Here is a 20,480-nt window from a genome sequence, read left to right as displayed (position 1 = left end):
GCCCCACCGCCCGAGCCCACGGCCATGACGGCCGAACTGTGGCTGCTGACCGCGTTGGCCGGCTTCGCCGCCGGCCTGCTCGACAGCATCGTGGGCGGCGGCGGGCTGATCCTCACGCCCGCCATGCTCAACCTGCATCCCGGCCTGAACATCCTGCAGGCCATCGGCACCCAGCGCACCAGTTCGCTGCTGGGCACCAGCGTCGCGGCCTGGAACTATTTCCGGCACGTGGTCGTCGAACGGCGCATCGTGGTTCCCGCCCTGGTGTCCGCCCTCGCCTTCTCGGCGGTCGGCGTGCAGTTCGCCAAGCGCAGCGACCCCGAACTCCTGAAGATGGCGGTACTGGTGGTCTGCGTGCTGCTGGCCATCTACACGGTCCTGCGCAAGGACCTCGGCCAGAAAGAGGAGCGCCGGTTTCCCCCGCATCGCGAGGCCTGGGCCGCCGTGGCGGTCGGCGGCGCCTGCGGCTTCTACAACGGCCTGATCGGCCCGGGCACCGGCACCCTGATGGTGTTCGCCTTCGTCAGCGTGATCGGCCTGGACTTCCTGAAGTCATCGGCCGTGTCCAAGTCCACCAACGTCGCCGCCGACCTCAGCTCCTGGACGGTGCTGGCGCTGTCGGGCTACGTGGTGTGGCTGCTGGCGATCCCGCTGATCATCGGCAACATGCTCGGCAGCTACGTCGGCAGCAAGCTGGCGATCCGCCAGGGCGACCGCTTCATCCGCATGGTGTTCCTGGCGGTGGTGCTGGCGCTGGTGGCGCGGCTGGCCTGGGGCGTGTTCTTCACCTGAAGCGCATTGCGGCGTGCGGCGACGCACCCGATACTCGGATGGCGGTGCGCCCTGCCCGCGCTCACCGGATCCCGCCATGCGCCGTCTGCCCGCCCTCGCCCTGCTCCTGACGCTCGCGGCCTGCAGCGGCCCGCCGGCGCCGGCGCCCGGCTCGAACCGCGCCCCGGAGCCCGCGACCACGGGCCCGGACATCGTGGAACTGGACATCGCGCAGGCGCAGGCCCGCATGGCCTCGGGCGAATTCAGCTCCGAGGCACTGACCCGCGCCTACCTGGCGCGCATCGATGCCATCGACCGCGCCGGCCTGAACCTGCGGTCGGTGATCGAGACCAACCCCTCGGCGCTCGAGGACGCCCGCGCACTCGATGCCGAGCGCGCCGCCGGCCAACTGCGCGGCCCGCTGCACGGCATCCCGGTGCTGCTCAAGGACAACATCGACGCGGTCGGCATGGCCAACAGCGCCGGCTCGCTGGCGCTGGCGGAAAACCGCCCCGGCGACGACGCCTACCTGGTCACGCGGCTGCGGGAGGCTGGCGCGGTGATCCTGGGCAAGACCAACCTCAGCGAGTGGGCGAACTTCCGCTCCACCCGCTCCAGCTCGGGCTGGAGCTCGCGCGGCGGCCAAACCCGCAACCCCTACGTGCTCGACCGCAACCCCTGCGGCTCCAGCGCCGGCACCGGCAGCGCCATCGCCGCCAGCCTGGCCACCGTCGGCGTCGGCACCGAGACCGACGGCAGCATCATCTGCCCGTCGGCGGTGAATGGCCTGGTCGGCCTGAAGCCGACCGTCGGCGTGGTCAGCCGCGACGGCATCATCCCGATCTCGATCTCGCAGGACACCGCGGGCCCGATGGGCCGCAGCGTGGCCGACGTCGCCGCGCTGATGAATGCGCTGGCCGGCATCGACGAGGCCGACCCGGCCTCGCACGCGGCCGCCGGCAACCTGCCACCCGACTACACCGCCAGCCTGGACACCGGCGCCCTGGCCGGAAAGCGGCTGGGCGTGCTGCGCCAGGCGATGGGCTACCACCCGGGGGTGGACGCGAACGTCGAGGCGTCGATCGAGGCCCTGCGCGCCGCGGGTGCCGAGGTAGTGGACGTGCGCATCGACACCTTGGGCCAGTGGGGCGCCGATGAACTGCAGGTGCTGCTGTACGAGTTCAAGGACGGCCTGAATGCGTACCTCGCCGGCCGCGAAGGCGTACCGGGATCACTGGAGGCGCTGATCGATTGGAACGAGGCGAATGCGACCAAGGCCATGCCGTGGTTCGGGCAGGAGCGGTTCCTGCAGGCCCAGGCCAAGGGCGGGCTGGACTCGCCCGACTACCTGCGGGCGCGCGACCGCATCCGCCGGCTGGCGGGCGAGGACGGCCTGCTGAAGGCGCTGGACGGCGATCGGCTGGACGCCATCATCGCGCCGGCGACGTCGCCGGCCTGGCCGACCGACTGGATCAACGGCGACCATTTCACCGGCGCCGGATACGGCGCCGCGGCCGTCGCAGGCACGCCCAGCCTGACCGTGCCTTCGGGCAACGTGCAGGGCCTGCCGATCGGGCTGGTGTTCATGGGTCGGCCCTACAGCGAGCCGGAACTGCTGGCGATGGGCTACGCCTTCGAGCAGGCCACCAAGGCGCGCAATCCGCCCCGCTACCTGCCAACGCTGCCGCTCTGAGACGGCCGGGGCTCAGGCTCCGGACAGCACCAGCTCCAGCAGCTCGCCGATCGTCCGGTGCGCCTCCAACGGGTGGCGCAGGTGCAGTTCGTGCCGGATCCGGTAGAGGTTGCGCCGCCCGTCCCGCTCCTTGACCAGCGCGCCGGCCTTCTCGAGGTCGGCCACGATCCGCTGCACGGCCCGTTCGGTGATGCCCACCCGCGTGGCGACCTCGCGCAGGGTCGCCCCCGGCGCGGAGGCCAGGGCCACCAGCACGTGGGTATGGTTGGACATGAAGGTCCACCCGGCGGCGAGCCCGGGGTCGTTGACCGGCGGGTCAAGATCTGATTCTATATTCACGACTTTCTTTTCGTGCATTGGAGTTCATATGTCTGCGCTCGCCCGTGATGCCCTGGCTGCCCCGCTCCCCGCCCGCACCGTGGCCGTCGCCCATGGCGACGGCATCGGCCCCGAAATCATGGCGGCTGCGCTGCGCGTACTGAGCGCCGCGGATCCCGCCCTCACTTTCCACGAAGTGTCGCTGGGCCTCAAGGCCTACCAGGCTGGCCATGCCGCCGGCTTCGACGGCGACGCCCTCGAGGCGATCGCGACGCACGGCGTCCTGCTCAAGGCGCCGCTGACCACGCCGCAGGGGGGCGGCTTCAAGAGCGTCAACGTGAGCCTGCGCAAGACCCTGGGGCTGTTCGCCAACGTGCGGCCTTGCGTTGCCTACCACCCCGCCCTGCCCGCCCCCCATCCGGGGATGGACCTGGTGGTGGTCCGCGAGAACGAGGAAGACACCTACGCCGGCATCGAACACCGCCAGACCGACGAGGTGGTGCAGTGCCTGAAGCTGGTCACGCGGCCCGGCTGTGAGCGCATCGTGCGGCATGCCTTCGAGTATGCAGTCGCGAATGGGCGCCGGAAGGTCACCTGCATGACCAAGGACAACATCATGAAGCTGACGGACGGCCTGTTCCACGCCGTCTTCGAAGAGATCGCACCGCAGTATCCGGGCATCGCGACCGAACACATGATCATCGACATCGGCACGGCGCGGGTGGCCACGCGCCCGCGCGACTTCGATGTGATCGTGACCCCCAACCTCTATGGCGACATCCTGTCCGACGTGGCGGCCGAGGTCGCGGGCTCGATCGGGCTCGCGCCTTCGGCCAACATCGGCTACGGCGCGGCGATGTTCGAGGCGGTGCACGGCTCGGCGCCGGACATCGCCGGGCAGGACATCGCCAACCCCTCCGGCCTGCTGCTGTCGGCGGTGATGATGCTGGTGCACCTGGGCCGCGGCGAACCGGCCACGCGGATCCACAACGCCTGGCTGCGAACGCTCGAGGATGGCGTCCTGACCGGCGACGTGGCGGCCGCGGGCAACGTGCGGCGGGTTGGAACCCAGGCCTTTGCCGACGCCGTGGTCGAGCGACTGGGCCAGGCGCCGGTACGCCTGCGTGCCGTGCACTACCCGGGACGCACGGAGGCCCGCACCGACTCGCCAGTGCGCCAGCTTACGCAACTGGCGACACCGCCGGCGCATAAGCAACTCGAGGGCGTCGACGTGTTCCTGCACTGGGATGCCCCGGGGCGTTCGCCAGCCGCGCTGGGCGAGCGCCTGCAGCCGCTGGCTGCCCCGGACTTCAGCCTGGAGCTGATCACCAACCGCGGCGTGAAGGTCTATCCGCAGGGCAATGCGCGCACGCTCTGCTCCGATCATTGGCGCTGCCGGTTCCGGGCGCCGGCCGGGGTCTCGCCGCTGGCCGTGGCGGCGCTGCTCCAGCGCGCCGCCGAGGCCGGCCTCGACGTGATCAAGACCGAGAACCTGTACCGCTTCGACGGCAAGCCCGGCTACTCCCAGGCGCAGGGCGCCTGAGCCGCGGGCGTGTCCGGCCCGGCACTAGGCCTGGGCCGGGCGCGACAGCTGGCCCTGCTTGCGCACGATCAGCATCGCGATCTCGAGCGACTGCTCGTAGTTCAGGCGCGGGTCCACTGTCGAGCGGTAGGCGCGCTCGAGGTCGATGTCGGTCAGGTCGCGCGCGCCACCGGTGCATTCGGTGACGTTTTCGCCGGTCAGCTCCAGGTGCACGCCGCCGAGACGGGTGCCCGCGGCCGCGTGCAGCTCGAAGCTGGCTTCGACTTCGCCGCGGATGTTGTCGAAGCGACGCGTCTTGAAGCCGTTGCTGGTGCTTTCGGTGTTGCCGTGCATGGGATCGCAGATCCACAGCACGCGGCGGCCCTCCTTGCGGATGGCATCGAGCAGCGGCGGCAGCTGGCTGGCGACCTTGGCCGCGCCCATGCGATGGATATAGCTCAGCCGGCCCGGCTCGTTCTCGGGATTGAGCACGTCGGTGAGGCGCAGCAGCTGGTCGGGCGTGACCGAGGGGCCGATCTTCACCGCGATGGGGTTACGGATGCCGCGGAAGTACTCGGTGTGCGCCCCGTCGAGCGCGGCCGTGCGCATGCCGATCCACGGGAAATGGGTGGAGAGGTTGAACCAGCCCCACTGGCGCGGCACCTGGCGCGTCAACGCTTCCTCGTAGGGCAGCAGCAGCGCTTCGTGCGAGGTGTAGAAGTCGGCGCGGTTGAGGTTGTGCAGCGCTTCGCCGGCGATGGTCTCCATGAAGCGCACGGCATCGCCCACGGCCGCGACCATCTTCTGGTACTCGTCCGACAGCGGCGAGTGGCCGACCCAGCCCAGGTCCCAGTACTCGGGATGGTGCAGGTCAGCGAAGCCGCCATCGACCAGGGCGCGGACGAAGTTCATCGTCATCGCCGAGCGGGCGTGGCCCTTCACCATGCGGCGCGGATCCGGCGTGCGCGCCTCGGCGGTGAATTCGGGCTGGTTGATGAAGTCGCCGCGGTAGCTGGGCAAGGTCATGCCGCCCCGCTCCTCGGTGTCGGCCGAACGCGGCTTGGCGTACTGGCCGGCAAAACGGCCGACGCGCACCACCGGCAGGCGCAGGCCATGGACGAGCACGAGGCTCATCTGCAGCAGCACCTTCAGGCGGTTGGAGATCAGCCCGGACTCACAGTCGGCGAAACTCTCGGCGCAGTCGCCACCCTGGAGCAGGAAGCGCTTGCCTTCCTGCGCCTCGGCGAGCTGCTTCTTGAGGGCCAGGATTTCCCAGGAGGTGACCAGCGGCGGCAGGCGGCCCAGTTCGTCCTGCACCTGCGCGAGCGCGGCGGGATCCGGATAGGTCGGCTGCTGGCTCGCAATGCGGCCGCGCCAGCTGGCCGGCGTCCAATCGCCGGGCACTGACACGGGCTGCAGGTTGCGATCGCTGGCGCTCATCGGGGTTCCGTCTTGTAGTGGGAAGGAAATCATGCCACAGCGCCGTGTCGGCCATGTCAGGACGCTGTGTTGGTGGGTGCTCGCCGCGGGACGCGCGGACCGGCGGGAGCGGCGTCTCAGGCGCGGCGGCGAAGCGCGGCCCAGAGCGCGCCCAGGCCCAGGCCGATGAACCAGACCAGGGTCCATGCCGGCATGGAGACGCCAAGGAAGGTCCAATCGACCTTGGCGCACTCGCCGGAGCCGGCCAGCACCTTCGACAGCGCATTCATCGGACCCATCGCCTCGACCATGTAATCCAGGCCCATGCTGCTGCACAGCGGCACTTCGCTGGGCGGCAGCGACTGCAGCCACACGTGGCGCCCGGCGATGCCGGCGCCGGCGCCCGCCGCGATGAACGCAAGCGCGCCGTAGATACCACGACCCAGCCGGCCACGCGGCGAGTGCAGGCCGCCGACCAGGAATACCAGCCCCAACGCTGCGAACGCGATGCGCTGCAGGATGCACAGCGGGCACGGCAGCATCAGCATGCCGAACTGCACGTAGAGCGCATATCCGATGAGCCCGAAGCAAAGTACGAACCCGGTGAGGTACTGCGCGCGGAAGGACCAGGCGAAGGGGTTGGCGGTCATCTCGGGATCCGGTGTCGGGTGGACTCAGGTTACACAGACCGCGCGGGCGCGGAGAAGTTTCGGAGGCCTGAAACGAAGACCCCGGCCGGAGCCGGGGTCTTGGTGTCTTGCGTCTGCCGCTGCCTTACTCGGCGTCGGCCGCCGCCTGCGGGCGGTCCACCAGTTCGACGTAGGCCATCGGGGCGTTGTCGCCCGGACGGAAGCCGCACTTGAGGATGCGCAGGTAGCCGCCGGGACGGGCCTGGTAACGCGGGCCCAGCTCGACGAACAGCTTGCCGACCGCTTCCTTGTCACGCAGGCGGGACATGGCCAGGCGACGGTTCGCCACGCCATCGGTCTTGCCGATGGTGATGAGCGGCTCGGCGACGCGGCGCAGTTCCTTGGCCTTGGGCAGGGTGGTACGGATCAGTTCGTGCTTGATCAGGGACGCAGCCATGTTGCTGAACATCGCTTCGCGATGCGCGCTGGTACGGCTGAATTTGCGTCCGGAGTTCTGGTGGCGCATGGTCGTGGTTCCTTAGTGAATTACCGGGCTCAGCCCAGCATGCCCTGCTGCAGGCCGGCCGGCGGCCAGTTCTCCAGCTTCATGCCGAGGGACAAGCCGCGCTGTGCCAGCACTTCCTTGATCTCGGTGAGCGACTTCTTGCCCAGGTTCGGGGTCTTGAGCAGCTCGACCTCGGTGCGCTGGATCAGGTCGCCGATGTAGTAGATGTTCTCGGCCTTGAGGCAGTTGGCCGAACGCACCGTCAGTTCCAGGTCGTCGATCGGGCGCAGCAGCACCGGGTCGATGCCCGTGGCGGACGGCTTGGCGGCGCTGCGGTCGCGCTGGGTGAAGTCGCCGAACACCGACAGCTGGTCCGTGAGGATGTCAGCGGCCGTGCGGATGGCGTCTTCGGCGTCGATCGTGCCGTTGGTCTCGATCTCGAGGACCAGCTTGTCCAGGTCGGTGCGCTGCTCCACGCGGGCCGCTTCCACGGCATACGCGACGCGGCGGACCGGCGAGAAGGTCGCGTCCAGCACCAGTCGGCCGATCGCACGGGACTCTTCGTCCGGGCGGCGGCGATCGGCGGCAGGCTGGTAGCCGAAACCGCGCTCGATCTTCAGGCGCATGTTCAGCGCCGTGTCCTTGGTGAGGTGGGCGATCACGTGGTCGCCGTTCAGGATCTCGACGTTGTGGTCGGTCTTGATGTCGGCGGCGGTGACGATGCCCGGGCCCTTCTTCTGCAGGGTCAGCGTGGTGTGGTCCACGTTGTGCATGCGGATGGCCACGTCCTTGAGGTTCAGCAGGACTTCGAGCACGTCCTCCTGCAGGCCCTCGACGGTGGTGTACTCGTGCAGCACGCCATCGATCTCGACTTCCGTGATGGCGAAGCCGGGGATCGAGGACAGCAGCACGCGACGCAGGGCGTTGCCCAGCGTGTGGCCATAGCCGCGCTCCAGCGGCTCGATGACCACCTTGGCGCGGTTGGAACCGAGTCGTTCAATGTGCGGGCCGCGCGGACGCAGCACCTGGGTGGCGGTAACCGTCATGGTCAAGGTGTCTCCTGGGAGGATTACTTCGAGTACAACTCGACGATCAGCGCTTCATTGATATCCGAGGGCAGGTCGGCGCGATCCGGGACGGCCTTGAAGACGCCGGCGAACTTCTTCGCATCGACTTCGCACCAGCTCGGGACCAGGTCCATCTGCTGGGAGAGGTTGACGGCTTCCTGGACGTTCAGGTGCTTCTGCGCCTTCTCGGTCAGGGTGACGGCGTCGCCGGCCTTGACCTGGTAGGACGGCAGGTTCACCGGCTTGCCGTTGACCAGCACGCCCTTGTGCGACACCAGCTGGCGGGCCTGCGGACGGGTGACGGCGAAGCCCATGCGGTACACGACGTTGTCGAGGCGCTGCTCGAGCATCTGCAGCAGGGTCTCGCCGGTGTTGCCCTTCTTGCGGGCAGCCTTGGTGTAGTACGAGCGGAACTGACGCTCCAGCAGACCGTAGATGCGCTTGACCTTCTGCTTCTCGCGAAGCTGGGTGGCGTAATCGGACAGCTTGCCCTTGCGGGCAACCGGGCCGTGCTGGCCGGGCTTCTGCTCCAGCTTGCACTTGGAATCGATCGCGCGAGCGGGCGACTTCAGGCTGAGGTCGGCGCCTTCGCGGCGGGCGAGCTTACAGGTGGGACCAATGTAACGAGCCATTTATATAGTCTCCAGTTCCCGTTAGACGCGGCGCTTCTTCGGCGGCCGGCACCCGTTGTGCGGGATCGGGGTGACGTCGATGATGTTGGTGATCTTGTATCCGACCGCGTTCAGCGAACGCACGGCCGACTCGCGGCCCGGGCCGGGGCCCTTGATACGGACTTCCAGGGTCTTCACACCGTAGTCGAGGGCGGCCTTGCCGGCCTTTTCGGCGGCCACCTGTGCGGCGAACGGGGTCGACTTGCGGGAACCGCGGAAACCCGCGCCGCCCGAAGTGGCCCACGACAGCGCATTGCCCTGGCGATCGGTGATGGTGACGATGGTGTTGTTGAAAGAAGCTTGGACGTGGGCGATGCCGTCGGTGACGACTCGCTTGATCTTCTTCTTGGTCTTGACTGCCGGCTTGTTCATTGGCTGCCCTTACTTCTTGATGGCTTTGCGCGGACCCTTGCGGGTGCGGGCGTTGGTCCGGGTACGCTGACCGCGCATCGGGAGGCCGCGACGATGGCGCAGGCCGCGGTAGCAGCCCAGGTCCATCAGACGCTTGATCGACATGCCGACTTCACGACGCAGGTCGCCTTCGACGATGTACTTGGCCACTTCGGCGCGGATGCGCTCGATTTCCGGCTCGGACAGGTCGCGGATCTTGGTGGCCTGGGCCACGCCAGCCGCGTCACAAACAAGCTTCGACCGGGTACGGCCGATGCCAAAGATACTCTGCAGGCCCACCCAGACATGCTTCTGGACAGGCAGGTTGACACCCGCAATGCGCGCCATCAGGCGTTCTCCAACTTAAAATTGAGCGCAGTGAATCACGAAGTATAACAGGGCTTGGGGTTCAGTTGTAGCCCCCCGGGTCCAGGGACCCGGGAAACCCGGCATGGGGAGTGTGCCCATGCTCCGGCGACAAGCTGGCAACTGCCCTCCCCCTTCCCGGGGTCGGGCGCCCCGCGCTACTCCAGCGCAGGAACGGTTACCGGCTTATCCGCGCGCCAAGCCGCCGCGCGGACCGCCCATCAATGGTGCTCAGCCGCGGGTGAGACCGCGACCGCCACCTTTCAGATTCGCTTTCTTCATCAGGCTCTCATACTGATGCGACATCAGATGGGCCTGGATCTGGGCGGTGAAGTCCATCACCACCACGACCACGATCAGCAGCGAGGTGCCGCCGAAGTAGAACGGGACCGACCAGAAGCCACGGATGACCTCGGGCAGCAGGCAGACCAGCACCAGGTAGAGCGAGCCGATCAGGGTCAGGCGGGTCAGCACGCCGTCGATGTAGTCGGCGGTGGCCTTGCCCGGACGGATGCCCGGGACCAGGGCGCCCGACTTCTTCAGGTTGTCCGCGGTTTCCTGGGAGTTGAAGACCAGGGCGGTGTAGAAGAAGGCGAAGCCCATGATCAGGCCGCCGTAGAGCAGCATGTGCAGCGGCTCGCTCGGCGCCAACGCCTGGCTAAGGCCCTGAAGCCAAACGTTGAGGTTGTCGCGCCACGCCACGCCGGTCGGCTCGCCGGTCTGGCCGAACCACTGGACCATGGTCGCCGGGAACATGATCAGGCTGGAGGCGAAGATGGCCGGGATCACGCCCGCCATGTTCAGCTTCAGCGGCAGGTGCGAGTTCTGGTTCATGTAGGCCTGGCGGCCACCCTGGCGACGGGCGTAGTTCACGGTGATGCGGCGCTGGCCGCGCTCCATGAACACCACGAAGTAGGTGACGCCGCCCACCAGGGCCAGGATCACCAGGACCGCGAACCAGCTGAGCTCGCCGCTGCTGACCTGTTGCACGGTCGAGATGGCCGCGCCGGGCAGGCTGGCGACGATGCCCGCGAAGATGATCAGCGAGATGCCGTTGCCGATGCCGCGCTCGGTGATCTGCTCGCCCAGCCACATCAGGAAGATGGTGCCGGCGGTCAGGGCCACGATGGCGGTCAGGATGAAGCCCGGGCCCGGCGCGTACACCACGCCCGGCTGCTGCTGCAGCATGCTGGCGATCGAGCCGGCCTGGACCACGGCCAGCACGACGGCGCCGATGCGCGAGTACTGGGTCAGCTTGCGCCGGCCGCTTTCGCCTTCCTTCTTCATCGCCTTCCAGGGCTCGTAGATCTGGCCCATGAGCTGCACGATGATGGAGGACGAGATGTACGGAATGACGTTCAGCGCGAACAGGCTGAAGCGGTTCAGGGCGCCACCCGAGAACATGTTGAACATGTCCACGATGGTGCCCTGCTGGGCCTCCATCAGTTCCAGCATCCGCTGCGGATCGATGCCCGGCACCGGGATGTAGCTGCCGATGCGGTAGACGATCAGCGCAAGGATCACGAAGACCAGGCGCTGGCGGAGCTCGGTGAACTTACCGAGCCCACCCAGGGCGCTTGCGGCGGACGTGGACTGCGTCAAGGCCTTACTCCGTCACGCTGCCGCCGGCCGCTTCCACGGCGGCCTTGGCACCGGCCGTCGCGAGCAGACCCTTGAGCACGAACTTCTTGGTGACGTCGCCCTTCTTGACGACCTTGGCCTGCTTGGCGTTGGCCGGCACGAGCTTGGCGGCGCGCAGGGCGGCGAAGTCGATCTCGCCGGCCTCGAGCTTGTCGAGCTGGTACAGCAGCACTTCGGCGGTGTCGTTCTTCAGCTTCGAGCGGAAGCCGACCTTCGGCAGGCGCTTGTAGATGGGCATCTGGCCGCCTTCGAAGCCGGCCTTGATCTTGCCCTTGCCGGCGCGCGCGAACGAGCCCTTGTGGCCGCGACCCGCGGTCTTGCCGAGGCCGGAGCCGATGCCGCGACCGACGCGGACGCGATCCTTGCGGGCGCCGTCGGCGGGCTTGAGGGTATTGAGCTTCATATGGTTTCTCCTTGGCTCGCTCAGGACTCGACGCGAACCAGGTAATGCACCTGGTTGATCAGGCCGCGCACGGACGGGGAGTCCTTGAGCTCGCGGACATCATTGAGCTTGTTCAGGCCGAGGGCCTTCACGGAAAGGCGGTGGCGGGCCTGGCAGCCACGGAGGCCCTTCACCAGGCGAACCTTGACGGTCTTCTCAGCCATTGAGGATCTCCTCGAGCTTCTTGCCACGCTTGGCGGCGATGCGCGCCGGCGAGGTGGTCTCGGTCAGGCCCTTGACGGTGGCGCGGACCAGGTTGATCGGGTTGCGCGAGCCGACGGCCTTGGCCAGCACGTTCTTCACGCCGACCGCTTCGAGCACGGCGCGCATGGCGCCGCCGGCGATCACGCCGGTACCTTCCGAGGCGGGCTGCATGTAGACGCGGGCGGCGCCGTGGCCGGCCTTGACCGGGTGCCACAGGGTGCCTTCGTTGAGGTCGACCTGGACCATCGCCTTGCGGGCGTATTCCATCGACTTCTGGATGGCGACCGGCACTTCACGCGCCTTGCCGTAGCCGAAGCCGACCTTGCCGGCACCGTCGCCGACCACGGTCAGCGCGGTGAAGGTGAACTGACGACCGCCCTTGACGGTCTTGGAGACGCGGTTGACGGCGACCAGCTTCTCGATGAAGCCGTCGTCGCTTTCCCCGCGATTGCGATCGCGCTCGTTGCTGGACATAGGGATTCCTGGGTTTGCTTACGGCATTCGCCGCTTATGGTTGTGGTTGGTACTGGAAACGCAAGCCCGAAGGCCTTTCAAGCCCGAAGGCTTAGAACTGCAGGCCACCCTCGCGGGCGGCGTCGGCCAGGGCCTTGATGCGGCCGTGGTAGCGGTAGCCGGAACGATCGAACGCAACCTTGTCGATGCCCGCGGCGAGCGCCTTGGCGGCGATCGTGCGGCCGACCTTGGCGGCGGCTTCGAGGTTCTTGCTGCCCTTGAGGCCGTCCATCACGTCGGCCTGCACGGTGGAGGCCGAAGCCAGCACCTTGGAGCCGTCGGCGGTGAACAGCTGGGCGTAGATGTGCTGGCCGGTGCGCAGCACCGACAGGCGGGCGACGCCGAGCTTGCGGATGTGCGAACGCGTGGTCTTGGCGCGACGCAGACGGGCGATGTTCTTGTCCATGGTATTTACCTCGAGGAAGCGGAAGCGCCCAATTAGGCCTTCTTGGCTTCCTTCATGATGATCTTCTCGCCGGAGTAACGGATGCCCTTGCCCTTGTAGGGCTCCGGCTTGCGGTACGCGCGGATCTTGGCGGCAACCTCACCCACCTGCTGCTTGTCGGCGCCGGAGACCAGGATCTCGGTCTGGGTCGGCGTGGACAGCGTGATGCCCTCGGGCGCCACGTACACAGTCGGATGCGAGAAGCCCAGGCTCAGGCTCAGGTCCTTGCCCTGCATGGCGGCGCGGTAACCGACGCCGACCAGCTCGAGCTTGCGGGTGAAACCCTCGGACACGCCCTGGACCATGTTGGCCAGGATGGCGCGGGCGGTGCCGGCCATCGGGATGTTGTCGGCATGGGCGGCGGACAGCTGCAGCACGCCGTTCTCGACGGCGAACTCGACACCGGCCGGCTTGGCCAGGCTCAGGCTGCCCTTCGGGCCCTTGACCGTGACCTTGTCGGAGGTGGCGTTGAACTCGACGCCCTTGGGCATCTGGATCGGCTTCTTGGCAACGCGGGACATGGGTGCGTTCTCCTTAGGCCACGAGGCAGATGACTTCGCCGCCCACGCCCGCAGCGCGGGCCTGGCGATCGGTCATCAGACCCTGGGAAGTGGAGATGATGGCGACGCCGAGGCCGGCGAGCACCTTCGGCAGGTCGTCCTTGCCCTTGTACTGGCGCAGGCCCGAACGGGAGACGCGCTCGAGGCGCTCGATCACCGGCTTGCCTTCGTAGTACTTCAGGGAGACTTCCAGCTTGGCCTTGGCGCCCTCGCCGCTCACGCGGAAGTCACCGATGTAACCCTCGGACTTCAGCACGGTGGCAATGGCCAGCTTCATCTTGGAGGCAGGCATGGAAACCTGCGGCTTGCCGACGGCGAGCGCATTCTTGATGCGCACCAGCATGTCGGCGATAGGATCAGTCATGCTCATTGATTGTTACCTTCTTGGTTTCAGGAGCACCGATATCCGCGAGTCCCCCAGGGGGGGACCGGCGATTACCAGCTGGCCTTGCGCAGGCCGGGGACGTCGCCACGCATGGTGGCTTCGCGCAGCTTGTTGCGGCCGAGGCCGAACTTGCTGTACACGCCGCGCGAGCGGCCGGTGAGTTCGCAGCGGTTGCGGACGCGGCTCGGGCTCGAGTCGCGCGGCAGCTTCTGCAGCTTGGTGGCGGCGTCCATCTTCTCCTCGAAGGAGGAGGTGACGGAGCTGATGATCTTCTTGAGCTCGGCGCGCTTGGTGGCGTGCTTGGCGACCAGCTTCTTCCGCTTGATGTCGCGGTTAACCATCGACGTCTTGGCCATGATCTATATCCTCGAAATCAGTTGCGGAACGGGAAGTTGAAGGCCTGCAGCAGTGCCTTGGCTTCTTCGTTGGTCTTCGCCGTCGTGGTGATGGCGATGTCCATGCCGCGCATGGCGTCAACGGCATCGAAATCGATCTCGGGGAAGATGATCTGTTCCTTGATGCCCATGTTGTAGTTGCCGCGGCCGTCGAACGAACGACCCGACACGCCGCGGAAGTCACGCACGCGGGGCAGCGAGATGTTGATCAGGCGGTCGAGGAACTCGAACATCTTGGCGCGGCGCAGGGTCACCTTGCAGCCGATCGGCCAGCCGTCGCGGATCTTGAAGCTGGCGACGGAGACACGGGCGTTGGTGGTGATCGGCTTCTGGCCGGCGATCTTGGTCATGTCGGCAACGGCATTTTCCAGGATCTTCTTGTTGCCCACGGCCTCGCCCACGCCCATGTTCAGCGTGATCTTGGAGATGCGGGGAACCTGCATGACGTTCTCGTAGCCGAACTGCTCCATGAGCTTCGGGACCACGGTTTCCTTGTAAAACGTTTCGAGACGGGTGCTCATGACATCATTCCTTAGGCGTCGATCGCCTCACCGCTCGAGCGGAACACACGCACTTTGCGTCCATTCTCGAGCACCTTGAAACCAATCCGCTCACCCTTGCCCGAGGCCTGGTTGAACAGCATGACGTTGGAGATGTGGATCGGCGCCTCGCGCTCGACGATGCCGCCGGCGACGTTCGCCTGCGGGTTCGGCTTGGTGTGGCGCTTGATGATGTTGGCGTTCTGCACGATGACCTTGTCACCGGCAACACGCACGACCTCACCCTTCTTGCCCTTGTCGGCGCCGGCGATGATGATCACCTGGTCGCCCTTGCGGATACGGTTCATTGTCCTGTTTCCTTCGCTCAGATCACTTCGGGAGCGAGCGAGACGATCTTCATGAACTTCTCGGAGCGAAGTTCACGGGTCACGGGCCCGAAGATGCGGGTGCCGATCGGCTCCTGCTTGTTGTTCAGCAGCACGGCGGCGTTACCGTCGAAACGGATCAGCGAACCGTCGGCCCGGCGCACGCCGGAACGGGTGCGGACGACGACGGCGTCGTAGACCTCGCCCTTCTTGACCTTGCCGCGCGGGATGGCGTCCTTGACGGTCACCTTGATGATGTCGCCGATGTGGGCGTAACGGCGCTTGGAGCCGCCGAGCACCTTGATGCACATCATTTCCTTGGCGCCGGAGTTGTCGGCGGCCTCGAGGTAGCTCTGTACCTGGATCATTTCTGGCCTCCTTACTTCACGGCGCGCGTGATGATTTCCACCACGCGCCAGTTCTTGGTCTTCGAAAGCGGACGGCACTCGGACACCCGGACGACGTCGCCTTCGTTGCAGGCGTTCTCTTCGTCGTGGGCGTGGAGCTTGGTCGAGCGCCGGATGTACTTGCCGTACAGGGGGTGCTTGACCTGGCGCTCCACGAGGATCGTCACGGACTTGTTCATCTTGTTGCTGACGACGCGGCCTTCGACCGTGCGCGTCTGGTTGGCATTATCGCTCATGGCTCGCCCTTACTTCTTATCGGTCAGCAAGGTCATCGTCTGCGCAATCTCGCGACGGACCAGCTTGATTCGGTGGGGGGCGTTGAGCTGACCGGTGGCCTTCTGCATGCGGAGCGCGAACTGCTCCTTGTGCAGGTCCAGCAGGTGGTTCTTCAGCTCGGTCGCCGACTTTTGACGCAGTTCCTTGAGTTCCATATCAGCGCACCGTCCGGGTCACGAAAGTGGTGGTGACCGAGAGCTTCGCGGCCGCCAGGCGAAACGCCTCGCGAGCGGTGGCTTCGTCGACACCCTCGATTTCATAGATCACGCGGCCGGGGGCGATCTGGGCCACCCAGTACTCGACGTTGCCCTTACCGGCGCCCATTCGGACTTCGATCGGCTTCTTCGTGATCGGCTTGTCGGGGAACACGCGGATCCACATCTTGCCGCCACGCTTGACGTAACGGCTGATGGAACGACGCGCGGCCTCGATCTGGCGAGCGGTCAGCTGGCCGTGCGAGGTGGCCTTCAGGCCGTACTCGCCGAAGCTGACGGCGGCGCCGGCCCAGCTCAGGCCGTCGTTACGGGACTTGAAGACCTTGCGGTACTTGGTTCGCTTGGGTTGCAGCATGGCGGCTTACCTCATTTCCTTCGCAGGACGGGCCGGGCGCTCGGTGCGCTCTTCCACTTTCTCCTGGCCAACCTGGCTGAAATCGAAAATCTCGCCCTTGTAGACCCACACCTTCACGCCAATGATGCCGTAGGTGGTGAGGGCTTCGGCAAAGCCGTAGTCGATGTCGGCGCGGAGGGTGTGCAGGGGCACGCGGCCCTCGCGGTACCACTCCGAACGCGCGATCTCGGCGCCGTTGAGGCGGCCGGCGACGTTGACCTTGATGCCCAGCGCGCCGAGGCGCATCGAGTTGCCGACGGCGCGCTTCATGGCGCGGCGGAACATGATGCGGCGCTCCAGCTGCTGCGCGATCGACTCGGCGACCAGCTGCGCGTCGAGCTCGGGCTTGCGCACCTCGGAGACATTGATGTGCGCCGGGACGCCCATGATGTCCGAGACTTCCTTGCGCAGCTTCTCGATGTCCTCGCCGCGCTTGCCGATCACCACGCCCGGGCGGGCGGAGTGGATCGTGACGCGGGCGGACTTCGACGGGCGCTCGATCAGGATCTTCGAGATGCCGGCCTGGGCAAGCTTCTTGCGCAGCATCGCACGGACCTTGAGGTCGGACGTGAGGTACTGGGCGTAGTCGCGCTTGTTGGCGAACCACTTGGAATTCCAGTCCTTGGCGATGCCCAGGCGGATTCCGGTCGGATGAACTTTGTGACCCATATTCTTCGTCCCTGCCTTACTTGCCCGAGCCCACAACCACAGTGATGTGGCTGGTGCGCTTGAGGATGCGGGTGCCGCGGCCCTTGGCGCGGGCCATGAAGCGCTTCAGGACGGGACCCTCGTCGACCATGATGGTGGCGACCTTGAGCTCGTCGATGTCAGCGCCGAGGTTGTTCTCGGCATTCGAGATGGCGGACCACAGGACCTTACCGATCAGGTGGGCGGCCTTCTTGTCCGAGAACTTCAGCAGATCGTGGGCGCGGGAGGCCTGCATGCCACGGACCTGGTCGGCGACCAGGCGGGCCTTCTGCGGCGAGATCCGGGCGGTGCGGAGGATGGCTTTCGATTCCATGGTCATCTCCTTACTTGCCGGACTTCTTGTCGCCGCCATGACCCTTGAAGGTCCTGGTGAGGGCGAACTCGCCGAGCTTGTGACCCACCATGTTCTCGTTCACCAGGACGGGGATGTGCACCTTGCCATTGTGGATGGCGATGGTGAGCCCGACCATTTCCGGCGAGACCATGGAACGACGCGACCAAGTCTTGATCGGCTTCTTGCTGTTGCCCTGGGCGGCCTCCACCTTCTTGACGAGGTGGTGGTCGATGAAGGGACCTTTCTTAAGAGAACGTGCCATGGCCTATCAACCCCTGCGATCGCGCACGATGAACTTCTGGGTGCGCTTGTTCTTGCGCGTCTTGTAACCCTTGGCCGGCGTGCCCCACGGGGACACCGGGTGCGGGTTGCCCTGGCCAGCCTTGGCCTCGCCACCACCGTGCGGATGGTCGACGGGGTTCATGGCGGCGCCGCGGACGGTCGGCTTGACGCCGCGCCAGCGCTTCGCACCGGCCTTGCCCAGCTTCTCGAGGTTGTGCTCGACGTTGCCGACTTCACCGATGGTGGCGCGGCAGTCGGCCGGCACCTTGCGCATCTCGCCGGAGCGGAGGCGGAGGGTGGCGTAGCCGCCGTCGCGGGAGATCAGCTGGGCGCCGGCGCCAGCGGCGCGGGCCAGCTGGGCGCCCTTGCCCGGCTTCATCTCGACGCAATGCACGGTCGAACCGACCGGCATGTTGCGCAGCGGCAGGCTGTTGCCGGTCTTGATCGGCGCATCCTTGCCGGCGATGACCTGGTCGCCCTGCACCAGGCCCTTCGGGGCGATGATGTAGCGGCGCTCGCCATCGGCGTAGCACAGCAGCGCGATGTGCGCGGTGCGGTTCGGATCGTACTCGACGCGCTCGACGCGGGCGGGGATGCCCTCCTTGTCGCGCTTGAAGTCGATCAGGCGGTAATGCTGCTTGTGGCCACCGCCGATGTGGCGGGTGGTGATGCGGCCGTAGTTGTTACGACCGCCGCTCTTGCTCTGCTTTTCGACCAGCGATTCCAGCGGGCCGCCCTTGTGCAGGCCGGCGGTGGAGACGCGCACCATGGCGCGGCGGCCAGGCGAGGTCGGCTTGAAAGTCTGTAGTGCCATGGGTAATGCCTCAGGCCTTGGCCATCACGTCGATCGACTGGCCATCGGCCAGGCGAACGTATGCTTTGCGCCAGTCGCCGCGACGGCCGGCGCGCTGACGGAAGGTCTTGCTCTTGCCCTTCACGTTCAACACGTTGACCGCTTCGACCTTGACGTTGAACAGCGACTCGACGGCGGACTTGACGTCGGCCTTGGTCGCAGTCGTCGCCACTTCGAAGACGTACTGGTTGCTCTGCTCCTGGATGCGCGCAGTCTTTTCAGACACGCGCGGCGCGCGGATCACGCCGAGGATCTTGATGTTGCTCATGCCAGCCACTCCTCGACCTTCTTGACCGCTTCGGCGGTCATGATCACGTACTCGGCACCGACCAGGGCGACCGGATCCAGGCCCTGGACGTCGCGGACCTGCACGTACGGCAGGTTGCGGGCGGCCAGGAACAGGGCGTCGGAGCCGTCCTCGGTGACGATCAGCGGACGGGCGATGCCCATCTCGTTCAACTTGGCGACCAGCGCCTTGGTCTTGGCCTCGGCGACGTCGAACGCATCGACGACCTTCAGGCGACCCTGGCGGTTGAGCTCGGAGATGATCGCGCAGACCGCGGCGCGGTACATCTTGCGGTTCACCTTCTGGGCGAAGTTGCGCGGCTTGGCGGCGAACGTAACGCCACCACCGACGAAGATCGGGGCGCGGTAGTCACCGTGGCGGGCACCGCCGCCCTTCTGCTTCTTGAACTTCTTGGTCGTGCCGGAGACTTCCGAGCGCGTCAGCTGGGCCTTGGTGCCTGCACGGCCGGCGTTGCGGAACGCAACCACCACCTGGTGCACCAGATCCTCGCTAAATTCGCGACCAAACACGGCGTCGGAGACCGACAGCGGCTTGGCGCTTCCAATAACGGCGAGTTCCATTACTTACTCCTCAACCTTTGCTCGTCGGACGGACGACGACGTCGCCGCCCGGCGCACCGGGAACGGAACCCTTGACCGCGATCAGGCCGCGCTCGGCGTCGACCTTGACCACTTCGAGGTTCTGCATGGTCTGGTTCTCGGCACCCATGTGGCCGGACATCTTCTTGCCTGGGAACACGCGGCCCGGCGTCTGGCGCTGGCCGATGGAGCCCGGCGAGCGGTGCGACAGCGAGTTACCGTGGGTGGCGTCGCCCATCTTGAAGTTCCAGCGCTTGATCGTGCCCTGGAAGCCCTTGCCCTTGGTGACGCCCGCGACATCGACCATCTGGCCCACGGCGAAGATGTCAGCCTTGATCTCGGCGCCGACCTCGTAGTTGCCCGCGTCCTTGTCGGCGATGCGGAACTCCCACAGGCCACGGCCGGCCTCGACCTTCGCCTTGGCGAAGTGGCCCGACAGCGGCTTGTTGACCAGCGCGGCGCGCTTGGTGCCGGCAGTGACCTGCACGGCGGTGTAGCCGTCGTTCTCGACGGTCTTGATCTGGGTGATGCGATTCGGGCTGGCCTCGATCACGGTCACCGGGATGGAACGGCCATCCTCGGTGAAGATGCGGCTCATGCCCGCCTTGCGGCCCACGATTCCAATGTTTTTGGTGGTCATGGTCGTTGCCTCAGGTCAGCTTGATCTGGACGTCGACGCCGGCCGCGAGCTCGAGCTTCATGAGCGCGTCAACGGTCTTGTCGTTGGGGTCGACGATATCCAGCACGCGCTTGTGGGTGCGGGTCTCGTACTGGTCGCGTGCGTCCTTGTCGACGTGCGGCGACACCAGCACGGTGTAGCGTTCGATCTTGGTCGGCAGCGGGATCGGGCCGCGCACCTGCGCGCCGGTCCGCTTGGCCGTCTCCACGATTTCGGAAGCCGAACGATCAATCAGGCGATGATCGTAGGCCTTGAGCCGAATCCGGATCTTCTGGTCCGCCATGGCGAATTCCTTGTTTCGGTAAAGAGCGTCGGAATCAGGGGCTTTGCGCCCTGGTTCCCGTGGAAAACAAACTCGGCGGACCATGTCTGGTCCACCGAGCAAGAAAGTATAGCTTGTGTTAAACCACCCTGTAAAGGGTTGTTTCACACAGCTTCGACCGTCCTGGCCGCGAACACGAGGGGCGTCCTGCCCCTCATTTCGTATGTGGGCCGCCCCTGAGGCCGACCGAGCCGCGCACTATACGCTTACTTGATGACCTTGGCAACCACGCCGGCGCCGACGGTGCGGCCACCCTCGCGGATCGCGAAGCGCAGGCCCTCGTCCATCGCGATCGGCGCGATCAGGGTCACCACCATCTTCACG

General features: G+C 66.5%; 33 protein-coding genes and 1 pseudogene. 3 read left to right on the top strand and 31 right to left on the bottom strand.

All coding sequences use genetic code 11. The features are described from left to right. Positions 1-24 precede the first annotated feature (24 nt). On the top strand, positions 25-792 hold the full coding sequence (locus tag Q0C12_RS03295) for a sulfite exporter TauE/SafE family protein (protein WP_290886171.1): 768 nt from the start codon (positions 25-27) through the stop codon (positions 790-792). A 76-nt stretch (positions 793-868) separates the two neighbouring features. Beyond that, positions 869-2,464 carry an amidase gene (locus Q0C12_RS03290; protein WP_290886170.1) on the top strand — a complete coding sequence of 532 codons (1,596 nt, stop codon included), beginning with the start codon at positions 869-871 and terminating at the stop codon, positions 2,462-2,464. A gap of 12 nt (positions 2,465-2,476) precedes the next feature. Here the strand turns inward: Q0C12_RS03290 and Q0C12_RS03285 are convergent, their stop codons facing one another. Further along, positions 2,477-2,737 (bottom strand): winged helix-turn-helix domain-containing protein, encoded by a 261-nt coding sequence (locus Q0C12_RS03285; protein WP_290886166.1) that lies wholly within the window; start codon positions 2,735-2,737, stop codon positions 2,477-2,479. 94 nt (positions 2,738-2,831) lie between these two features. Between Q0C12_RS03285 and Q0C12_RS03280 the strand changes: the two genes are divergently transcribed. Then, positions 2,832-4,325: an NADP-dependent isocitrate dehydrogenase gene (locus Q0C12_RS03280; RefSeq protein ID WP_290886163.1), complete on the top strand. Its 1,494-nt coding sequence runs from the start codon at positions 2,832-2,834 to the stop codon at positions 4,323-4,325. Positions 4,326-4,349: 24 nt separating this feature from the next. Here Q0C12_RS03280 and Q0C12_RS03275 read toward each other — a convergent pair whose 3' ends face one another. The 30 genes and pseudogenes from Q0C12_RS03275 to Q0C12_RS03130 form a co-directional block, all read right to left on the bottom strand. Then, positions 4,350-5,744: a 3-deoxy-7-phosphoheptulonate synthase class II gene (locus Q0C12_RS03275; RefSeq protein WP_290886160.1), complete on the bottom strand. Its 1,395-nt coding sequence runs from the start codon at positions 5,742-5,744 to the stop codon at positions 4,350-4,352. Between the two features lie 116 nt (positions 5,745-5,860). Next, complete coding sequence (locus Q0C12_RS03270) at positions 5,861-6,373, bottom strand: disulfide bond formation protein B (protein WP_290886158.1); 513 nt, start codon at positions 6,371-6,373, stop codon at positions 5,861-5,863. 124 nt (positions 6,374-6,497) lie between these two features. After that, a complete protein-coding gene (gene rplQ, locus Q0C12_RS03265) occupies positions 6,498-6,878 on the bottom strand; it encodes a 50S ribosomal protein L17 (protein ID WP_290886156.1) in 381 nt (126 codons plus the stop codon). A 29-nt stretch (positions 6,879-6,907) separates the two neighbouring features. Next, a complete protein-coding gene (gene rpoA, locus Q0C12_RS03260) occupies positions 6,908-7,903 on the bottom strand; it encodes a DNA-directed RNA polymerase subunit alpha (RefSeq protein ID WP_034213255.1) in 996 nt (331 codons plus the stop codon). 23 nt (positions 7,904-7,926) lie between these two features. Next, the gene (gene rpsD, locus Q0C12_RS03255) at positions 7,927-8,556 is read right to left on the bottom strand and encodes a 30S ribosomal protein S4 (RefSeq protein WP_290886151.1); all 630 of its coding nucleotides are present in this window, start codon (positions 8,554-8,556) and stop codon (positions 7,927-7,929) included. 21 nt (positions 8,557-8,577) lie between these two features. After that, entirely contained in the window at positions 8,578-8,967 is a 390-nt protein-coding gene (gene rpsK / locus Q0C12_RS03250; protein WP_034213261.1) for a 30S ribosomal protein S11, read from the bottom strand. A 9-nt stretch (positions 8,968-8,976) separates the two neighbouring features. Continuing rightward, entirely contained in the window at positions 8,977-9,333 is a 357-nt protein-coding gene (gene rpsM / locus Q0C12_RS03245; RefSeq protein WP_034213264.1) for a 30S ribosomal protein S13, read from the bottom strand. A 249-nt stretch (positions 9,334-9,582) separates the two neighbouring features. After that, the gene (secY, locus tag Q0C12_RS03240; RefSeq protein WP_290886146.1) at positions 9,583-10,953 is read right to left on the bottom strand and encodes a preprotein translocase subunit SecY; all 1,371 of its coding nucleotides are present in this window, start codon (positions 10,951-10,953) and stop codon (positions 9,583-9,585) included. A gap of 4 nt (positions 10,954-10,957) precedes the next feature. Then, a complete protein-coding gene (gene rplO / locus Q0C12_RS03235) occupies positions 10,958-11,395 on the bottom strand; it encodes a 50S ribosomal protein L15 (protein WP_290886143.1) in 438 nt (145 codons plus the stop codon). Positions 11,396-11,415: 20 nt separating this feature from the next. Then, complete coding sequence (gene rpmD / locus Q0C12_RS03230; protein WP_290886141.1) at positions 11,416-11,598, bottom strand: 50S ribosomal protein L30; 183 nt, start codon at positions 11,596-11,598, stop codon at positions 11,416-11,418. After that, on the bottom strand, positions 11,591-12,112 hold the full coding sequence (gene rpsE / locus Q0C12_RS03225) for a 30S ribosomal protein S5 (protein ID WP_034213272.1): 522 nt from the start codon (positions 12,110-12,112) through the stop codon (positions 11,591-11,593). Before rpsE ends, rpmD begins: the two co-directional genes overlap by 8 nt. 91 nt (positions 12,113-12,203) lie before the next feature. After that, the gene (gene rplR / locus Q0C12_RS03220) at positions 12,204-12,557 is read right to left on the bottom strand and encodes a 50S ribosomal protein L18 (RefSeq protein ID WP_290886137.1); all 354 of its coding nucleotides are present in this window, start codon (positions 12,555-12,557) and stop codon (positions 12,204-12,206) included. A gap of 32 nt (positions 12,558-12,589) precedes the next feature. Further along, positions 12,590-13,117 carry a 50S ribosomal protein L6 gene (rplF, locus tag Q0C12_RS03215; RefSeq protein ID WP_290886134.1) on the bottom strand — a complete coding sequence of 176 codons (528 nt, stop codon included), beginning with the start codon at positions 13,115-13,117 and terminating at the stop codon, positions 12,590-12,592. A 13-nt stretch (positions 13,118-13,130) separates the two neighbouring features. Then, complete coding sequence (gene rpsH, locus Q0C12_RS03210) at positions 13,131-13,526, bottom strand: 30S ribosomal protein S8 (protein ID WP_034213280.1); 396 nt, start codon at positions 13,524-13,526, stop codon at positions 13,131-13,133. A gap of 65 nt (positions 13,527-13,591) precedes the next feature. Further along, positions 13,592-13,897 carry a 30S ribosomal protein S14 gene (rpsN, locus tag Q0C12_RS03205; protein ID WP_290886130.1) on the bottom strand — a complete coding sequence of 102 codons (306 nt, stop codon included), beginning with the start codon at positions 13,895-13,897 and terminating at the stop codon, positions 13,592-13,594. A gap of 17 nt (positions 13,898-13,914) precedes the next feature. After that, positions 13,915-14,457, bottom strand: coding sequence for a 50S ribosomal protein L5 (gene rplE, locus Q0C12_RS03200; RefSeq protein ID WP_290886127.1), 543 nt, complete (start codon positions 14,455-14,457; stop codon positions 13,915-13,917). Positions 14,458-14,468: 11 nt separating this feature from the next. Continuing rightward, positions 14,469-14,783, bottom strand: a complete 315-nt coding sequence (gene rplX / locus Q0C12_RS03195) for a 50S ribosomal protein L24 (RefSeq protein WP_034213288.1) — start codon at positions 14,781-14,783, stop codon at positions 14,469-14,471. Between the two features lie 17 nt (positions 14,784-14,800). Beyond that, the gene (rplN, locus tag Q0C12_RS03190) at positions 14,801-15,169 is read right to left on the bottom strand and encodes a 50S ribosomal protein L14 (protein ID WP_034213292.1); all 369 of its coding nucleotides are present in this window, start codon (positions 15,167-15,169) and stop codon (positions 14,801-14,803) included. An 11-nt stretch (positions 15,170-15,180) separates the two neighbouring features. Continuing rightward, positions 15,181-15,444, bottom strand: coding sequence for a 30S ribosomal protein S17 (rpsQ, locus tag Q0C12_RS03185; protein WP_034213295.1), 264 nt, complete (start codon positions 15,442-15,444; stop codon positions 15,181-15,183). Between the two features lie 9 nt (positions 15,445-15,453). Continuing rightward, the gene (gene rpmC, locus Q0C12_RS03180) at positions 15,454-15,639 is read right to left on the bottom strand and encodes a 50S ribosomal protein L29 (RefSeq protein ID WP_034213298.1); all 186 of its coding nucleotides are present in this window, start codon (positions 15,637-15,639) and stop codon (positions 15,454-15,456) included. A gap of 1 nt (position 15,640) precedes the next feature. After that, a complete protein-coding gene (rplP, locus tag Q0C12_RS03175; RefSeq protein WP_034213302.1) occupies positions 15,641-16,054 on the bottom strand; it encodes a 50S ribosomal protein L16 in 414 nt (137 codons plus the stop codon). A 6-nt stretch (positions 16,055-16,060) separates the two neighbouring features. Continuing rightward, the gene (gene rpsC / locus Q0C12_RS03170) at positions 16,061-16,762 is read right to left on the bottom strand and encodes a 30S ribosomal protein S3 (RefSeq protein ID WP_034213305.1); all 702 of its coding nucleotides are present in this window, start codon (positions 16,760-16,762) and stop codon (positions 16,061-16,063) included. 16 nt (positions 16,763-16,778) lie between these two features. Next, positions 16,779-17,114, bottom strand: coding sequence for a 50S ribosomal protein L22 (gene rplV, locus Q0C12_RS03165; RefSeq protein WP_034213338.1), 336 nt, complete (start codon positions 17,112-17,114; stop codon positions 16,779-16,781). A 10-nt stretch (positions 17,115-17,124) separates the two neighbouring features. After that, positions 17,125-17,397: a 30S ribosomal protein S19 gene (rpsS, locus tag Q0C12_RS03160; RefSeq protein ID WP_034213313.1), complete on the bottom strand. Its 273-nt coding sequence runs from the start codon at positions 17,395-17,397 to the stop codon at positions 17,125-17,127. A gap of 6 nt (positions 17,398-17,403) precedes the next feature. Continuing rightward, a complete protein-coding gene (rplB, locus tag Q0C12_RS03155) occupies positions 17,404-18,231 on the bottom strand; it encodes a 50S ribosomal protein L2 (RefSeq protein ID WP_034213314.1) in 828 nt (275 codons plus the stop codon). 10 nt (positions 18,232-18,241) lie between these two features. Continuing rightward, positions 18,242-18,538, bottom strand: a complete 297-nt coding sequence (rplW, locus tag Q0C12_RS03150) for a 50S ribosomal protein L23 (protein ID WP_290886114.1) — start codon at positions 18,536-18,538, stop codon at positions 18,242-18,244. Then, positions 18,535-19,137: a 50S ribosomal protein L4 gene (gene rplD, locus Q0C12_RS03145; protein WP_290886112.1), complete on the bottom strand. Its 603-nt coding sequence runs from the start codon at positions 19,135-19,137 to the stop codon at positions 18,535-18,537. Before rplD ends, rplW begins: the two co-directional genes overlap by 4 nt. Positions 19,138-19,147: 10 nt before the next feature. Continuing rightward, positions 19,148-19,795, bottom strand: a complete 648-nt coding sequence (rplC, locus tag Q0C12_RS03140; protein WP_290886109.1) for a 50S ribosomal protein L3 — start codon at positions 19,793-19,795, stop codon at positions 19,148-19,150. Between the two features lie 10 nt (positions 19,796-19,805). Then, the gene (gene rpsJ / locus Q0C12_RS03135) at positions 19,806-20,117 is read right to left on the bottom strand and encodes a 30S ribosomal protein S10 (protein ID WP_022968186.1); all 312 of its coding nucleotides are present in this window, start codon (positions 20,115-20,117) and stop codon (positions 19,806-19,808) included. 245 nt (positions 20,118-20,362) lie between these two features. Further along, positions 20,363-20,480, bottom strand: a pseudogene (locus tag Q0C12_RS03130) (elongation factor Tu); the annotation flags it as partial.

It is taken from the genome of Arenimonas sp., assembly GCF_022842045.1.
Taxonomy (GTDB): domain Bacteria; phylum Pseudomonadota; class Gammaproteobacteria; order Xanthomonadales; family Xanthomonadaceae; genus Arenimonas.
The sequence above is the reverse complement of the archived record's forward strand: the minus strand, read 5'-3'. Positions and strand labels throughout refer to the sequence as shown.

Coding starts and splice junctions, on each gene's coding strand:
- rpsE (WP_034213272.1), bottom strand. CDS start 12,112: ATGTCCAGCAACGAGCGCGATCGCAATCGCGGGGAAAGCGACGACGGC.
- Q0C12_RS03275 (WP_290886160.1), bottom strand. CDS start 5,744: ATGAGCGCCAGCGATCGCAACCTGCAGCCCGTGTCAGTGCCCGGCGAT.
- rpsN (WP_290886130.1), bottom strand. CDS start 13,897: ATGGCCAAGACGTCGATGGTTAACCGCGACATCAAGCGGAAGAAGCTG.
- rpsJ (WP_022968186.1), bottom strand. CDS start 20,117: ATGGCGGACCAGAAGATCCGGATTCGGCTCAAGGCCTACGATCATCGC.
- rpsC (WP_034213305.1), bottom strand. CDS start 16,762: ATGGGTCACAAAGTTCATCCGACCGGAATCCGCCTGGGCATCGCCAAG.
- rplR (WP_290886137.1), bottom strand. CDS start 12,557: ATGGACAAGAACATCGCCCGTCTGCGTCGCGCCAAGACCACGCGTTCG.
- rpsH (WP_034213280.1), bottom strand. CDS start 13,526: ATGAGCATGACTGATCCTATCGCCGACATGCTGGTGCGCATCAAGAAT.
- rpsM (WP_034213264.1), bottom strand. CDS start 9,333: ATGGCGCGCATTGCGGGTGTCAACCTGCCTGTCCAGAAGCATGTCTGG.
- rplD (WP_290886112.1), bottom strand. CDS start 19,137: ATGGAACTCGCCGTTATTGGAAGCGCCAAGCCGCTGTCGGTCTCCGAC.
- rpoA (WP_034213255.1), bottom strand. CDS start 7,903: ATGACGGTTACCGCCACCCAGGTGCTGCGTCCGCGCGGCCCGCACATT.
- rplQ (WP_290886156.1), bottom strand. CDS start 6,878: ATGCGCCACCAGAACTCCGGACGCAAATTCAGCCGTACCAGCGCGCAT.
- rplX (WP_034213288.1), bottom strand. CDS start 14,783: ATGAACCGTATCCGCAAGGGCGACCAGGTGATCATCATCGCCGGCGCC.
- rplP (WP_034213302.1), bottom strand. CDS start 16,054: ATGCTGCAACCCAAGCGAACCAAGTACCGCAAGGTCTTCAAGTCCCGT.
- rpsS (WP_034213313.1), bottom strand. CDS start 17,397: ATGGCACGTTCTCTTAAGAAAGGTCCCTTCATCGACCACCACCTCGTC.
- rpsD (WP_290886151.1), bottom strand. CDS start 8,556: ATGGCTCGTTACATTGGTCCCACCTGTAAGCTCGCCCGCCGCGAAGGC.
- Q0C12_RS03295 (WP_290886171.1), top strand. CDS start 25: ATGACGGCCGAACTGTGGCTGCTGACCGCGTTGGCCGGCTTCGCCGCC.
- Q0C12_RS03280 (WP_290886163.1), top strand. CDS start 2,832: ATGTCTGCGCTCGCCCGTGATGCCCTGGCTGCCCCGCTCCCCGCCCGC.
- rpmD (WP_290886141.1), bottom strand. CDS start 11,598: ATGGCTGAGAAGACCGTCAAGGTTCGCCTGGTGAAGGGCCTCCGTGGC.
- rpsQ (WP_034213295.1), bottom strand. CDS start 15,444: ATGAGCGATAATGCCAACCAGACGCGCACGGTCGAAGGCCGCGTCGTC.
- rplN (WP_034213292.1), bottom strand. CDS start 15,169: ATGATCCAGGTACAGAGCTACCTCGAGGCCGCCGACAACTCCGGCGCC.
- Q0C12_RS03270 (WP_290886158.1), bottom strand. CDS start 6,373: ATGACCGCCAACCCCTTCGCCTGGTCCTTCCGCGCGCAGTACCTCACC.
- rpsK (WP_034213261.1), bottom strand. CDS start 8,967: ATGAACAAGCCGGCAGTCAAGACCAAGAAGAAGATCAAGCGAGTCGTC.
- rplV (WP_034213338.1), bottom strand. CDS start 17,114: ATGGAATCGAAAGCCATCCTCCGCACCGCCCGGATCTCGCCGCAGAAG.
- rplW (WP_290886114.1), bottom strand. CDS start 18,538: ATGAGCAACATCAAGATCCTCGGCGTGATCCGCGCGCCGCGCGTGTCT.
- Q0C12_RS03285 (WP_290886166.1), bottom strand. CDS start 2,737: ATGTCCAACCATACCCACGTGCTGGTGGCCCTGGCCTCCGCGCCGGGG.
- rplF (WP_290886134.1), bottom strand. CDS start 13,117: ATGTCCCGCGTTGCCAAGAAGCCGATCCAGATGCCCAAGGGCGTCGAG.
- rplC (WP_290886109.1), bottom strand. CDS start 19,795: ATGACCACCAAAAACATTGGAATCGTGGGCCGCAAGGCGGGCATGAGC.
- rplE (WP_290886127.1), bottom strand. CDS start 14,457: ATGAGCACCCGTCTCGAAACGTTTTACAAGGAAACCGTGGTCCCGAAG.
- rplO (WP_290886143.1), bottom strand. CDS start 11,395: ATGAAGCTCAATACCCTCAAGCCCGCCGACGGCGCCCGCAAGGATCGC.
- Q0C12_RS03290 (WP_290886170.1), top strand. CDS start 869: ATGCGCCGTCTGCCCGCCCTCGCCCTGCTCCTGACGCTCGCGGCCTGC.
- rpmC (WP_034213298.1), bottom strand. CDS start 15,639: ATGGAACTCAAGGAACTGCGTCAAAAGTCGGCGACCGAGCTGAAGAAC.
- rplB (WP_034213314.1), bottom strand. CDS start 18,231: ATGGCACTACAGACTTTCAAGCCGACCTCGCCTGGCCGCCGCGCCATG.